Below are 12,926 nucleotides of genomic sequence, written 5' to 3' on the forward strand. Positions count from 1 at the left end.
CACCAGTTCAAGGCTGTCTACCAGTTCAAGGCTGTCGACCAGTTCAAGACTGTTTCACCGCCTTCAGGCTCTGACGCTGCAGGCGCTCCATGCGTCCTTCGATGGCAGCTTTGATGCCGTCAGCATCGAGGCCGCAGTCGTGCAGCAACTCACCGTGCTTGCCGTGATCAATAAACGTGTCCGGCAGGCCCAGCTGCAGTACCGGCATCTGTACCTCGCGATGGTTCAGGAACTCGGTTACCGCGCTGCCGGCGCCACCGGCAATCGCGTTCTCTTCAAGTGTCACCAGCAACTCATGCTGCTCGGCCAGGGCGACGATCAGCGCCTCGTCCAGCGGCTTCACAAAGCGCATGTCCGCCACCGTTGCACCCAGAGCCTCAGCTGCCTCAAGCGCAGGCGCCAGCAGAGTGCCGAAGTTAAGGATGGCAATGCTGCTGCCTTCACGAACCCGCCGGCCCTTGCCGATGGGCAGTCCGTCTAGAGATGGTTGGATCTTTGCGCCGGGGCCAGTGCCACGGGGGTATCGAACTGCAGCCGGGCCCTTGAACATCAGGCCGGTTTGCAGCAGCTGGCGGGTTTCATTTTCATCCGACGGTGTCATCACAAGCATGTTCGGGATACAGCGAAGGTAGCTGATATCGAAGGCACCGGCGTGGGTCGGGCCATCCTCGCCCACGAGTCCAGCCCGGTCGATTGCAAACAGCACGTCCAGGTTTTGGATCGCAACGTCGTGGATCAGCTGATCGTAACCCCGTTGCAGAAAGGTACTGTAAATTGCCAGGACCGGTTTGGCGCCATCGCAGGCGAGCCCGGCGGCCAGGGTGACCGAATGCTGCTCGGCAATAGCGACATCGAAATAGCGCTCAGGATAGCGTTCGGCAAACGCCAGCAGATCCGAGCCCTCGCACATGGCGGGGGTGATGCCAACCACCCGTTCGTCCTGCTCTGCGGTGTCGCACAGCCACTGGCCAAAGACGTTGGCGTACTTGGGCTTGGCCGGCTTGGGGGTGACCGGTTCGGGTTTATGGGCCGGCACCGGCTCGATCTTGTTGATGGCGTGATAGCCAATCGGGTCGGCTTCGGCCGGGGCGAAGCCCTTGCCTTTGGTGGTGACCACGTGCAGGAACTGAGGTCCTTCGAGTTCCCGGATGTTTTCCAGGGTCTCGACCAGCAACGGCAAGTCATGGCCATCGATGGGGCCGATGTAATTGAAACCCAGCTCTTCGAACAGGGTGCCGGGGGCAATCATGCCCTTGAAGTGCTCTTCGGTTTTCTTGGCCAGGGCCATCAGGTGCGGCGCGCCCTGAAGCACCTTCTTGCTGCTGTCGCGAACCTGGTTATAGGTCCGGCTGGCCAGCAGTTTGGCGAAGTAATTGGAGAGGCCACCGACATTGCGGGAGATCGACATGTCGTTGTCGTTCAGGATCACCAGCATGTCGGAGTGAAGATGGCCGGCATGGTTCAGCGCCTCGAAGGCCATGCCTGCGGTCATCGCACCGTCGCCAATGACGGCAATGCTCTTGCGACCGGTATTCTGCATGCGGGCGGCGATGGCCATGCCGAGGGCCGCACTGATGGAGGTGCTGGAATGACCCACACCAAAAGTGTCGTACTCGCTCTCGGCGCGCTTCGGGAAGCCGGCCAGGCCGTCCTTACGACGGATGGTGCCCATCTGTTCACGCCGGCCGGTGAGAATCTTATGGGGGTAGGCCTGGTGACCTACGTCCCAAACCAGACGGTCTTTCGGGGTGTTAAAGACATAATGCAAAGCCACGGTCAGCTCGAGCACGCCAAGACCCGCGCCAAAATGGCCTCCGGTCTGGCCCACAGACCACAGCAAAAACGCGCGCAGTTCCCGGGCCAGCTGGGTAAGCTGTTCAGCCGGCAATTCTCGCAGCTGGGCCGGGGCATCGATCCGGTCCAGCAGCGGGGTGTTGGGCCGCTGTGACGGGATTTCCTTGAATGTGTAAGTATCCTGCATCTGCTCGGGTCTTTTCCGGAATGTTCGGCAACTGCCTGGCATTATAGGGGAACAGGGCTGCCTGTTTCACACCAATCGGGCCAGTTGTTACGCATTGATTAAAGTCAGTGTGCGCCCTTCGGGGGCAGGGGTTCAATGGGTTCGTGCCACCACGTAATCCGCCATTGCCCGCAACGGGTCTGCCTCGGGGCCAAAGGTCCGGAGACTCTCGAGCGCACCGGAAAGTAACGCGGCCAGGTGCTCCCGGGCACCGGCCACGCCCAGCAGGGCCGGATACGTCGGCTTGGCGCGGGCGGCGTCTGAGCCCTGGGGTTTGCCGATCACCTCGGTGTCACCTTCGATATCCAGGAGATCGTCCTGAACCTGGAACGCCAGGCCCAGGGCGCGGGCATAGGCAGTCAGGTCCGCCAAAGCCGCTTCTGACACCGACGGCGCGGTCAAGGCGCCGAGCCGCACGCTGGCCTCGATCAAGGCGCCGGTCTTGTGCCGATGCATGGTTTCGAGCTGGCTCAGAGACAGCGTCTTGCCTACCGACTCTAGATCGATGGCCTGGCCACCAACCATGCCCTGAGAACCGCTGGCGCGTGCCAGCTCCTGGATCATCGCGAGCCGTGCCTCGGCACTGCCTTCACTGTTATTGGCCAGCAAGCCAAAGGCCAGGGTCTGCAAGGCATCGCCGGCCAGAATGGCGGTCGCCTCGTCAAATGCAATGTGCGTGGTGGGGCGGCCCCGGCGCAACTCGTCATCGTCCATGGCCGGCAGATCGTCGTGAATCAGGGAGTAAGCGTGGATCAGTTCCACCGAGCAGGCCGGGGCCAGGCCCTGGTCACCGGCCTGACCAACCGCTTTGGCCGCGGCCAGGCACAGCGCCGGGCGGATACGCTTGCCGCCGCCGAGCACGCTGTAGCGCATGGCTTCCTGAAGCCGCTCGGAGGCTGCGTTTCGTTCGATGCATCGATCCAGCTCCGCGTCCACGCGAACTCGGCAGGTCTCCAGGAAATCCAAGGCCAGTTTGTTCTGATCAGCCATCAGTTGGCATCGTCCGGCTTGAACGGTCGGGTTTCCAGGGTGCCGTCGCTGTTCTGGACCAGCTGTTCCACACGTTGCTCAGCACTCTTCAGGGCTTGTTGGCATTCCCGGGTCAGTTTGACGCCCCGTTCGAATGCGGTCAGCGACTGCTCGAGAGAAAGTTCGCCCTGCTCGAGGTCCCGAACCAGCTTTTCCAGTTCATCGAGAGATTTTTCGAAGTCTGCAATGGATGTGGCGCCTTGTTCACTGGCCATCAGGGCCCTCCGATCGGGTGTCAGAATTTGGCGGATTATACCAGAGCTTGCGGGCTATCGCTGCCACTGGAAACGGCGATATTCAAGCGCTTGCGCATTGGGGCCCCAGCCCTGTTCACTGACCGTGATCTGGCCATGGCGAGACACGCTTACAATGGTGGTGGCGCGGGTTCCGTAGGCGTCGCCGACAATGAACGGGGATGACAGGAAACGCTCGGTGTCCAGGCCAACGCCGGTGTCGGGCAATAGGTCATCCGGTGCCGGCGTGGTGTCCTGGAGCAGGGGAATCAACGCCTGGTGAAGTTGGTCCGGGTCGCTGCCGGACGACGCCACCACATCGGCGACGGTCTGGCGGAGCCGCAGCAACTTTGGCCAAGGCGTTTGCAGCAGATGGTTGCTGAGCCCGTAGGCGCCGCGATGCACCCGTCGGCCGGGGTGGGCGTCCCGGTTGCTGTAATACCAGCCAGATGCCGCATTCAGGTGCACCAGATTGAAGCCGGCATACTGTTCGGTTCGGCTCGACAGAGAGCTTGCAAGGGCCGGAATGGATTCCGCCAGGGCGCGAATCGGCAACTCACCGCGGCTGCTCTGGCCGGTTTCGGGGGAGCCTTCACGGACATTGGTCACGGCACTGACGCGACCGTCCCGGCCCACCGCAAGCCAGGTTCCGCCTGATTGCAGATCGCGGCCGGCCAGGACCTCGGTGCCTTTTTCAGTCGTCCACCAGTCCATTGCCGCCGTCGGTCGGCGGAAAAACTCGTCCCGGTTAGCGGCCACTACGAGAGGGAAGTCGTGATGCTGGCCAAGGGTGAAAGCAATCAGGCACATGGCTTTGCGCGGCGCTCCGGGAGTTAATGAAGTTGCAAGTTGTGGTGTGTATCATACCAGCCTTATTTTCTTGGGGGTGTGGGCAAGGCGATGGCCCTGTTTTACGTGTTTGCGTCTTACCTTGCGCTGGGTGCTCTGGCTGGCACTCTGGCCGGTCTTTTCGGTATTGGCGGCGGGCTGGTTATTGTCCCGGTACTGATCTTCAGTTTTGGCCTCCAGGGCGTCAGTCCCGAGGTGGCGGCCCACCTGGCGGTTGGCACGTCGCTGGCGACCATCGTGTTCACCTCCTTGAGTTCGATTCGTTCGCACAATAAACGCGGCGCCGTGCGCTGGGAGATATTCCGGCCGATGGCCGTGGGTATCGTGTTTGGTGCGGTTTTGGGTGCCTGGTCGGCGTCACTACTTAGTGGACCGGCGCTGGAACTTGTTATCGGTGTGTTTGTCATTGCCGTGGCGATCAAAATGCTGATCGGAGCCCACCCGAAACCCGGGCGGGATATTCCTGGCCACCCTGGGCTGGCCGCTTCCGGCGGAGTCGTCGGCTGGGCGTCGGCGATCTTTGGCATCGGTGGGGGCACCCTGACTGTGCCGTACCTGAACTGGTGCAACGTGCGCATGCAGCAGGCGGTCGGAACATCGGCGGCCTGTGGGCTGCCCATCGCTGTGGCCGGTGCCCTGGGTAACGTCTGGACCGGCTGGGATCATGCAAACCTGCCGGAATACAGCGTCGGCTTTATCTATCTGCCAGCGTTTATAGGCATTGTGTTGACCAGCGTGTTCTTTGCTCGCTTCGGTGCCGCGCTGGCGCACCGGCTTGATGGCGCGGTGCTGAAGCGAATCTTCGCCGTCGTCCTACTGGTTTTGGGACTTCGTTTTCTTCTGAGTTGAGAGGTAGTCGATGCTGCAGCATCCCCAAATAGACCCGGTGGCCATCGCCATTGGGCCGTTTAAGATTCATTGGTACGGCCTGACTTATCTGGTTGGCTTTGTAGCGGGTTGGTGGCTGGGCCGCCTGCGCACCCGCAAGCCCTGGTCGCCGATCAACGAAGAGCAGATGGGCGATCTGCTGTTCTACCTGGCACTGGGCGTGATTTTGGGTGGCCGCTTCGGCTACGTGATCTTTTACAACTTCGACGTCTTCCTGGCGGACCCACTGTGGTTGCTGCGAGTCTGGGAAGGGGGTATGTCCTTCCACGGCGGCCTGTTGGGCGTGATGCTGGCTATGTGGTGGTATGGCCGCAAAGTCGGGACTGGTTTCTGGAAGATTGCCGATTTCGTGGCGCCACTGGTGCCGGTTGGCCTGGGTGCCGGGCGTATCGGCAACTTTATCAACGGCGAACTCTGGGGCAAGCCGACCGACGTCTCCTGGGGTATGGTGTTCCGCACCGCTCCGGACACGCTGGCACGACACCCATCCCAGTTGTACCAGTTTGCCCTGGAAGGTGTGGCGCTGTTCGCTATCCTCTGGTGGTTTTCCGCCAACCCGAGGCCGAGAATGGCGGTATCCGGCATGTTCCTGATCTTCTATGGCATCTTCCGATTCCTGGTTGAATTCGTGCGCGAGCCGGACCCACAGTTGGGCTATCTGGCCTTTGACTGGCTGACCATGGGGCAGGTGCTGTCGACACCGATGATCCTGGCCGGCGCCGTACTCATGTCTATTGCTTACCGGAGAACTGCAGAATGAAAGCTTATCTCGACCTGATGCAGGACGTCGTGGATAACGGATTCAACAAAGGCGACCGAACCGGCGTCGGCACCCGCTCCGTGTTTGGCCGTCAGCTGCGCTTCAATTTGCAGGATGGTTTCCCCCTGGTGACTACCAAGAAGGTTCACCTGCGCAGCATCATTTACGAGTTGCTCTGGTTCCTGAATGGCTCCACCGACAATAACTGGCTGAAAGAGCGCAAGGTCTCGATCTGGAACGAGTGGGCGCTGGACGACGGCGATCTCGGGCCGATCTACGGTAAACAATGGCGCAGCTGGCAGTGCCCGGACGGCCGTGTAGTGGACCAGATCAGCGAAGTCATCGAGCAGATCAAGACCAAGCCCAACTCCCGCCGCCTGATCGTGTCGGCCTGGAATCCGGCTGAACTGCCGGACGAATCCATTGGCCCCCAGGATAATGTGCGCGAAGGCCGCATGGCTCTGGCCCCATGCCACTGCCTGTTCCAGTTCTACGTGGCCGACGGCAAGCTCTCCTGTCAGCTGTACCAGCGCAGTGCCGACCTGTTCCTGGGTGTACCGTTCAACATTGCTTCCTACGCCTTGCTGACTCACATGATTGCCCAGCAATGTGATCTGGACGTGGGTGAGTTTGTGCACACCTTCGGCGATTGCCACCTGTACCAGAACCACCTGACCGACGACATCGTATTCGAACAGCTCAAGCGGGAGCCGCGCGGGTTGCCAAAACTGGTCATCAAGCGCAAGCCGGCTTCGATCTTTGAGTACGAGCTGGAAGATTTCGAGTTTGAAGGTTATGAGCCATACCCGGTTATTAGAGCGCCGATCGCCATTTAATGGACGGATAGATTCGAAGGCTGGATCGCGAGGGCGTGGGGTTGGCTTGCCAAAAATGTGCGGAGCCATGGATGGCGGAGCTCAAGCCGCGCATGGATGCCTTGAGGCGGTTTTTGGCAAGCCAACCTCGCGCGCTCGCAGCCCCCAAGACAGAGGAAATCAGAGATGCGAAAGGCCCTCATCGTAGCCATGTCCCGCAACCGGGTCATCGGCCGCAACAACAATCTTCCTTGGTACCTGCCTGGCGACCTGCGCTACTTCAAGCAGGCAACCATGGGCAAGCCCATCATCATGGGCCGTAAGACCTGGGATTCCATTGGTCGCCCCTTGCCGGGTCGAATGAACGTGGTGATCTCCCGCAACCCGGATTGGGAAGCCCCTGCTGGAACCGTGGCGTCAACGTCGCTGCAAGATGCTCTGGTCAAAGCTGAGGCACAGGCAGAACTGGAAGGTGGTGAGGAAGTGATGATCATCGGCGGTGGCCAGATCTATACCGAGGCGCTACCGATGGTGGATCGAATGTACGTTACCCAGGTGCACGCAGAGGTGGAAGGGGATGCATTCTTTCCGGAAGTGAGCTGGGATATGTGGGAAGAAATCGGACGGGAGGATTTCTCCGCGTCCGATAACAACCCTTACGACTACAGCTTCGTAGTCTATCAGCGCCAGGCTTAAGCCTGGCGAGGTGGGCGCTTGCCTGCGGGCTTGCCGCCCTTTCCGGGAGGCTTGCCACGGCCGCCGGGGCCGCCAGGACCACCGCGGCCTTTCGGGCCACCCTTCTTGAAGCCGCCTTTCGGGCCGTTCTTGAAGCCACCTGGACGACCACCCTTGCGGTCGCGACGGGGCGGAGTGGCGGAGACTACCGGCAGGGCTTCTGGTTGCTCCAGCGGCAGAGAACCCGGCTGAGCGGCTTCCATCCAGCATGCCAGTGCGCCAGCCACCATGGCCATATCCATTTCGTTGCGCTCGGCAATCTCATCCAGCAGCGACATCGCCTTGGCCAGCTTCTTGTCTTCGGCAAAGCCCAGCAGCTGACTCTCAAACTGTTGCTCGCGCATCTTTTTGAGATCGGTCGGCGAAGGCAGCTCGTAAGCTTCCATCGGCGAGTTGGTGGCGCGTTCCAGAGTCTTCAGCCAGCTGCGCTCGCGCGGGGTGACCAGAAGAATCGCCTTACCGGTACGACCGGCACGACCTGTCCGTCCAACCCGGTGGATGTACGCTTCGGTATCGTAGGGTACATCGTAGTTGATGACGTGGGTGATACGGGACACGTCCAGGCCGCGGGCTGCGACATCGGTGGCAATGATGATGTCTTTCTTGCCGCGCTTGAGATCTTCAACGGTCTGCTCACGCTGACGCTGATTAAGATCGCCACTCAGGGGAGCCACGGCATGGCCCCGCGCTGACAGCTTCTCGGCCAGCATGGTGGTCTCAGCCTTGGTGCGCACGAAGATGATGGCGGCATCAACCGGCTCAACTTCCAGGATGCGGGTCAGGGCATCCAGTTTACGCTCGGCGTAAACCGGCAGAACGAACTGGGAAATGCGCTCGACGGTGCGGGTTTCGCTCTCGATCTTCACTTCCGTGGCGTTGCGCAGGTAAGTCTGGGCAACCTTCTTGATCTGCGGCGGCATGGTCGCCGAGAACAGAGCGCGCTGGCAGTTATCCGGCGTTTTGGCGAGGATTGCCTCAACGTCGTCAATGAATCCCATGCGCAGCATTTCGTCGGCTTCGTCCAGAACCAGGGCCTTCAGGCTGTCCAGTTTCAGGGTGCCCTTGCGCAGGTGATCCAGCATCCGGCCGGGAGTGCCGACAATGACCTGGGCGCCGCGACGCAGGCCCTTGATCTGAGGGTAAAAGTCCTGGCCACCGTAAATCGGCAGAACGTGGAACTGGCGGAACTTGCTGGCATAGGTGGTAAAAGCTTCAGCCACCTGAATGGCCAGCTCCCGCGTTGGTGCCAGCACCAGAATCTGGGGCTCGGTAACGGACGCGTCGATTCGACTCAGCAGCGGCAGGGCAAAAGCCGCAGTTTTACCGGTACCAGTCTGGGCAACACCCAGTAGATGGTTTCCGGCGAGTAGGGCGGGGATGGACTGCGCCTGGATGGGCGACGGTTTTTCATAGCCAACGGCGGTCACGGCTTCAAGTACGGCCGGGTCCAGACCCAGTTCGGCAAAGGACAATTCTGACATTGATTCACTCGGAATTCGGGAGGTAAGGCATTGCAGGCAATGCATGATGTGATCGCATTATAGCCGCTTTGGCGCTTCTTTAATACGCATATTCCCATGAACCCTGTAGGTAGTTGCCGGTGCGCCATTATTGCGTTGGCAGCGTAACTACGGCAGTCTCCCTTTTCCCGATAGGTTGCTAACAGGAATTCAATATGACCTTTGATCAGCTGTTGTCTGCGGTACGAGCCGATGAGGAACTTGTCATTCCCCCCAGTTGGGGACAGGGCCGGGCGAGTTTTGGTGGCCTGGTAGCGGCACTCATGTTTGACCGCATGGAGCATCTGGTCAGTGCCGGACGGCCGATGCGGTCGTTGCAGGTGTCCTTCGTCGGTCCGGTGGAGCCGGGCGTTGCGGCCACCTTCGAAGCCGAGATTCTGCGCGAGGGCAAGGGGGTCAGTCAGGTGCAGGGCCGCATCCTGCAGGGGGGCGAACCGCGCCTGGTCTGTCTCGCCAGCTTTGGTGGCGACCGCCAATCCGCAGTGCAGGTAGACGCACTGCCAGCACCTGGGTGCGAACCGGTCGAGCAGTGCCAGGCATTGCCCTACATTCCAGGCGTAACTCCGGATTTCACCCAGCATATCGAGATGCGGTGGGCGTTTGGTCACATGCCCTTTAGCGGAAAAGGTGGCCGTGAGATGGGTGGTTGGATGCAGTTCCGGGAAACTCCGGAGCGCTTTTCAGACGCTCACATTGTTGCCTTGATTGACGCGTGGCCGCCGGCGGTCCTGCCGCACCTGAGTGGTCCGGCACCGGCCAGTTCCCTGAGCTGGGCCCTGGATATTGTGCACCCGCGTCCGGCTTTGGAGCCCGGTGACTGGCTGCTCTACAAGGCCAGTATCGACCAGGCAGGCGCCGGTTATGGCCACACTCAGGCCGGTATCTGGACCGCCAATGGTGAGCTGGTTGCCCTCAGTCGCCAGACCGTGACGGTCTTTGGCTAACGGGGTTGTCGATAGCTAGAACGAGAGGTGGAAAATTCAAGGAAATGGCGGCTCAGGCCGCCATTTCAGCTTTCATCGCGTCGATAACAATGCGCGCGAAATCGTCCGGCGAATCTTCCTGCAGGAAATGACCGCCCCGCAGCGTAATGTGGGGCTGACCGTGGGCGCCGGGAATCCGGCGTTGCATATGGCGGTCGCCGCCGCGGGTAATCGGGTCGCCACTGCTGAAACAGGTAATGAAGGGCTTGCGCCATCTCTCCAGCACCCGCCAGGCGTCTCTGTTTGCGGCTCCGGAAGGATCGTCGCTGGATAGCGGAACCAGTCGGGGGAAGGCTCGGGCACCGGCCTTGTAGTCTGCTGACGGAAAGGGTGCCTCGTAGGCGGCCAACTCGGCCTTGGACAGTGTGCGCTCGGTTCCCAGCTGAACAATCCGGCCGATCGGAAACCAGGGGCTGTGGCCGGCAAAGGCCTTCCACAGTGAAAACACCGTCGGCACCGTTTCCTCGCCCGTGGGCAGCATGCCATTGCCAACAATGATCCGGCTGAAGCGGTGCGAGTGCTCGGCGGCCAGTCTCAGGCCCAGCAGTGAGCCCCAGTTCTGGCACACCAGCGTGACATTATGCAGATCCAATTCTTCCAGCCAGGTGCTCAGCCACGCCATGTGGCGGTCGTAGCTGTAGTCTTTGACCTCCGCCGGCTTGTCGGACTTGCCGAAACCGACCAGATCCGGGGCGAGCACCCGGTGGCCGGCGTTGGCAACCAGCGGAATCATGTGCCGGTACAGGTAAGACCAGGATGGTTCGCCGTGTAGCATCAGCACCGGTGAAGCCGTCTTCGGCCCTTCGTCCACATAGTGCATCCTCAGATTGGGCGCTACTTCCAGGTAATGCGGAGCGAACGGGTAGTCCGGAAGACCTGCGAAGCGGGCTTCATCGGTTCTCAGAATACGCATACCATCGACTGTCCTGACTGATGGGGTGGTGATTGCCGGAGACTGCCGGACCCGAAAGACGGGCCGATTCAGACAATCGTCGAAGATCAGGATAAATCAGATGGAAAAATTGTGTGTTTGAGTTGCGTAACAGAGCGTTGCGGCTTTGAATCAGGACGCGATGCCGAACAGCTGTTCCGGGTTGTCAATGTGGGCCATGGCCGCATCGCAGCAGTTCACCGCACCGCAATCGTCGGCAGAACAGAGCGCGATGGTCTGGCATTCGGCATCCCGAAGATTGTCGCCCTCATTCCGGAAGATCCGGGCCCGGGACAGAATCGAACGGCAGTGGCCGCAGAGTAGGGTGGGCACGGCGCTGCCCTCGGCCAGGTGGGCAGTGTAGATTTGTTGATCATTCGTAGTCATATTCATCCTCCTGATAGATCCAACCTAGGGACGGAGTGTGACAGTTTAAAGATTAGGTCCCTTGATACGACTTAGTGTTACGCCTCAGTTGTCCGGATCGACCACCGGTCGACGGTTGGAGCGCTTGTCTTCCCAATCGAGCGCCTTCGGATCGTACCAGCCGATGGCCCGGAGTACCTTTTCCCGGGTGGTCGGCGACAGGGTTGGCCAGAGTTCGTGAAAATCGTCCAGACCAAGTTCCCGCTGCCGCAGCTGTTTGCTTTGCAGCCGGTTGATGGTGCGTGGCAGTTGTAAGGCCTCGCCCAGCTGACCTGGCACAAGCACCTCCTGTCCCATCACCTTGCGACGGTGGGTACGGGCGGCCAAAACCCGTCGCAATTCGACGGCGGCTTCCAGAGCCGTTTCCGGCGTAAACGTTTCCAATTCCAACAGTAGAACCTGTCTCAGTTTAGCTGATCAATAACCGACCACTATACCCCTAACAAGACTACAGTGGCCACGTTGCCGTGCTAGGCTAAGCTCGTCCCGCGGCCGATACCACCGTGGGCTTGTCTTCGCCTCTTGGTCAGGAATACCCAGAACTATGTACGCAAAACTTGAAACACGGACTTTTCTCGCAATGTTGGTGGGCGTGTCCCTGGCGTTTGTGTTGCTGATGAAGCCGTTTTTTGGCCCTATTTTCTGGGCCGTCGCTATCGCGCTCATCTTTCATCCCGTGCAGCAGCGGCTGGTACGAAAGCTAGGGGAGCGTCCGAATCTTAATGCCATTATCACTCTGATGATCTGCATGGTGATTGTGGTAATCCCTGTGTTGGTGTTGGTCACCTCTCTGATCGCCGAGGGCGTTGGCCTGTACCAGCGAATCCAGAGCGGTGAAATACGCCCGGGGGAGTACGTTGACCAGGTCAACCAGGCATTCCCGGCCATCCAGGCGTTTCTGGCCCCCTTCGATATCAGGTTTGAAGAACTTCGGGATCGGGTGGTCAGCCTGTTCGTCGGCGGTAGCCAATTTCTGGCAAAACAGGCGCTCGGGGTCGGCCAAAACACCTTCCAGTTTTTCCTCGGTCTGGCGCTGATGGTGTACCTGGCGTTTTTCCTGTTGCGGGACGGCAGCAAACTGGTTGAGTTGCTGATCAAGGCGCTGCCGCTGGGCGATGAGCGTGAGCGTTTGTTGTTTGCCAAGTTTGCCGAGGTCACCCGGGCCACGGTTAAAGGCAATCTGTTGATCGCCATCATCCAGGGTGCCCTGGGTGGCCTGATCTTCTTGGCCCTGGGGATTAAGGGCGCGCTGCTGTGGGGCGTGGTCATGGCCATCGTTTCTTTGCTGCCGGCGGTGGGCGCGGCGCTGGTCTGGGTGCCGGCGGCCATTTACCTGGCTGCTATTGGAGACATGGTGGAGGCGACCATTCTGACCGTCTTCGGTGTGGTGGTGATCGGGCTGGCGGACAACCTGCTGCGCCCGTTGCTGGTGGGCCGGGACACCAAGCTGCCGGATTACATCGTGCTGCTGTCTACACTGGGTGGCATCGTCATGTTCGGGGTCAATGGGTTTGTCATGGGGCCGCTGGTGGCCGCACTGTTCATGGCTTTTTGGGGCATCTTTATCCGGGAGTTTGGTGAAGAATCCCATCGCCAACCGTCGATTTCGGTGCCGAATCGTCAGGACGAGGATTCGGTCTGACGTTCACCGCATCGCTCGAGCTGCACGAAGATGAAAATGTGGTAAGGTTTCAGCGTTCGCCCCAGAACGTGGAGATGGGCACCACAAAAATAACA

General features: G+C 60.2%; 14 protein-coding genes. 6 read left to right on the top strand and 8 right to left on the bottom strand.

Annotated features, from left to right (window positions below):
* Nucleotides 1-43: 43 nt before the first annotated feature.
* The 4 genes from dxs to FGO67_RS13675 all read right to left on the bottom strand — a co-directional run bounded on the left by dxs (nt 44) and on the right by FGO67_RS13675 (nt 4,092).
* Nucleotides 44-1,981, bottom strand: coding sequence for a 1-deoxy-D-xylulose-5-phosphate synthase (gene dxs / locus FGO67_RS13660; RefSeq protein ID WP_203301253.1), 1,938 nt, complete (start codon nt 1,979-1,981; stop codon nt 44-46).
* A 132-nt stretch (nt 1,982-2,113) separates the two neighbouring features.
* Nucleotides 2,114-3,010 carry a polyprenyl synthetase family protein gene (locus FGO67_RS13665; protein ID WP_203301254.1) on the bottom strand — a complete coding sequence of 299 codons (897 nt, stop codon included), beginning with the start codon at nt 3,008-3,010 and terminating at the stop codon, nt 2,114-2,116.
* Nucleotides 3,010-3,264: an exodeoxyribonuclease VII small subunit gene (locus FGO67_RS13670; RefSeq protein WP_138440923.1), complete on the bottom strand. Its 255-nt coding sequence runs from the start codon at nt 3,262-3,264 to the stop codon at nt 3,010-3,012. The genes FGO67_RS13665 and FGO67_RS13670 overlap by 1 nt, the downstream gene beginning before the upstream one ends.
* Nucleotides 3,265-3,318: 54 nt before the next feature.
* Nucleotides 3,319-4,092, bottom strand: coding sequence for an NRDE family protein (locus FGO67_RS13675; RefSeq protein ID WP_203301255.1), 774 nt, complete (start codon nt 4,090-4,092; stop codon nt 3,319-3,321).
* 90 nt (nt 4,093-4,182) lie between these two features.
* On the opposite strand from FGO67_RS13675, the gene FGO67_RS13680 reads away from it, so the two are divergent.
* The 4 genes from FGO67_RS13680 to FGO67_RS13695 all read left to right on the top strand — a co-directional run bounded on the left by FGO67_RS13680 (nt 4,183) and on the right by FGO67_RS13695 (nt 7,290).
* Nucleotides 4,183-4,980 carry a sulfite exporter TauE/SafE family protein gene (locus FGO67_RS13680; protein WP_203301256.1) on the top strand — a complete coding sequence of 266 codons (798 nt, stop codon included), beginning with the start codon at nt 4,183-4,185 and terminating at the stop codon, nt 4,978-4,980.
* A gap of 10 nt (nt 4,981-4,990) precedes the next feature.
* Entirely contained in the window at nt 4,991-5,779 is a 789-nt protein-coding gene (lgt, locus tag FGO67_RS13685; RefSeq protein WP_203301257.1) for a prolipoprotein diacylglyceryl transferase, read from the top strand.
* On the top strand, nt 5,776-6,615 hold the full coding sequence (locus FGO67_RS13690) for a thymidylate synthase (protein WP_203301258.1): 840 nt from the start codon (nt 5,776-5,778) through the stop codon (nt 6,613-6,615). The genes lgt and FGO67_RS13690 overlap by 4 nt, the downstream gene beginning before the upstream one ends.
* 165 nt (nt 6,616-6,780) lie before the next feature.
* Entirely contained in the window at nt 6,781-7,290 is a 510-nt protein-coding gene (locus FGO67_RS13695) for a dihydrofolate reductase (protein ID WP_203301259.1), read from the top strand.
* Here FGO67_RS13695 and FGO67_RS13700 read toward each other — a convergent pair.
* Nucleotides 7,287-8,810 carry a DEAD/DEAH box helicase gene (locus tag FGO67_RS13700; RefSeq protein ID WP_203301260.1) on the bottom strand — a complete coding sequence of 508 codons (1,524 nt, stop codon included), beginning with the start codon at nt 8,808-8,810 and terminating at the stop codon, nt 7,287-7,289. The genes FGO67_RS13695 and FGO67_RS13700 overlap by 4 nt on opposite strands.
* Before the next feature lie 194 nt (nt 8,811-9,004).
* Between FGO67_RS13700 and FGO67_RS13705 the strand changes: the two genes are divergently transcribed.
* Nucleotides 9,005-9,793 (top strand): acyl-CoA thioesterase, encoded by a 789-nt coding sequence (locus FGO67_RS13705; protein ID WP_203301261.1) that lies wholly within the window; start codon nt 9,005-9,007, stop codon nt 9,791-9,793.
* A 52-nt stretch (nt 9,794-9,845) separates the two neighbouring features.
* On the opposite strand, the gene FGO67_RS13710 is transcribed toward FGO67_RS13705, so the two are convergent.
* The 3 genes from FGO67_RS13710 to FGO67_RS13720 form a co-directional block, all read right to left on the bottom strand.
* Nucleotides 9,846-10,745: a haloalkane dehalogenase gene (locus FGO67_RS13710; protein ID WP_203301262.1), complete on the bottom strand. Its 900-nt coding sequence runs from the start codon at nt 10,743-10,745 to the stop codon at nt 9,846-9,848.
* A 150-nt stretch (nt 10,746-10,895) separates the two neighbouring features.
* Nucleotides 10,896-11,150: a hypothetical protein gene (locus FGO67_RS13715; protein WP_203301263.1), complete on the bottom strand. Its 255-nt coding sequence runs from the start codon at nt 11,148-11,150 to the stop codon at nt 10,896-10,898.
* Nucleotides 11,151-11,234: 84 nt separating this feature from the next.
* A complete protein-coding gene (locus tag FGO67_RS13720; RefSeq protein WP_203301264.1) occupies nt 11,235-11,579 on the bottom strand; it encodes a hypothetical protein in 345 nt (114 codons plus the stop codon).
* A 154-nt stretch (nt 11,580-11,733) separates the two neighbouring features.
* On the opposite strand from FGO67_RS13720, the gene FGO67_RS13725 reads away from it, so the two are divergent.
* The gene (locus FGO67_RS13725) at nt 11,734-12,831 is read left to right on the top strand and encodes an AI-2E family transporter (protein ID WP_203301265.1); all 1,098 of its coding nucleotides are present in this window, start codon (nt 11,734-11,736) and stop codon (nt 12,829-12,831) included.
* The last annotated feature ends 95 nt before the right edge of the window (nt 12,832-12,926 follow it).

Source organism: Marinobacter sediminum (assembly GCF_016820575.1).
GTDB lineage: Bacteria > Pseudomonadota > Gammaproteobacteria > Pseudomonadales > Oleiphilaceae > Marinobacter > Marinobacter sediminum.

Coding starts and splice junctions, on each gene's coding strand:
- dxs (WP_203301253.1), bottom strand. CDS start 1,981: ATGCAGGATACTTACACATTCAAGGAAATCCCGTCACAGCGGCCCAAC.
- FGO67_RS13665 (WP_203301254.1), bottom strand. CDS start 3,010: ATGGCTGATCAGAACAAACTGGCCTTGGATTTCCTGGAGACCTGCCGA.
- FGO67_RS13670 (WP_138440923.1), bottom strand. CDS start 3,264: ATGGCCAGTGAACAAGGCGCCACATCCATTGCAGACTTCGAAAAATCT.
- FGO67_RS13675 (WP_203301255.1), bottom strand. CDS start 4,092: ATGTGCCTGATTGCTTTCACCCTTGGCCAGCATCACGACTTCCCTCTC.
- FGO67_RS13680 (WP_203301256.1), top strand. CDS start 4,183: ATGGCCCTGTTTTACGTGTTTGCGTCTTACCTTGCGCTGGGTGCTCTG.
- lgt (WP_203301257.1), top strand. CDS start 4,991: ATGCTGCAGCATCCCCAAATAGACCCGGTGGCCATCGCCATTGGGCCG.
- FGO67_RS13690 (WP_203301258.1), top strand. CDS start 5,776: ATGAAAGCTTATCTCGACCTGATGCAGGACGTCGTGGATAACGGATTC.
- FGO67_RS13695 (WP_203301259.1), top strand. CDS start 6,781: ATGCGAAAGGCCCTCATCGTAGCCATGTCCCGCAACCGGGTCATCGGC.
- FGO67_RS13700 (WP_203301260.1), bottom strand. CDS start 8,810: ATGTCAGAATTGTCCTTTGCCGAACTGGGTCTGGACCCGGCCGTACTT.
- FGO67_RS13705 (WP_203301261.1), top strand. CDS start 9,005: ATGACCTTTGATCAGCTGTTGTCTGCGGTACGAGCCGATGAGGAACTT.
- FGO67_RS13710 (WP_203301262.1), bottom strand. CDS start 10,745: ATGCGTATTCTGAGAACCGATGAAGCCCGCTTCGCAGGTCTTCCGGAC.
- FGO67_RS13715 (WP_203301263.1), bottom strand. CDS start 11,150: ATGACTACGAATGATCAACAAATCTACACTGCCCACCTGGCCGAGGGC.
- FGO67_RS13725 (WP_203301265.1), top strand. CDS start 11,734: ATGTACGCAAAACTTGAAACACGGACTTTTCTCGCAATGTTGGTGGGC.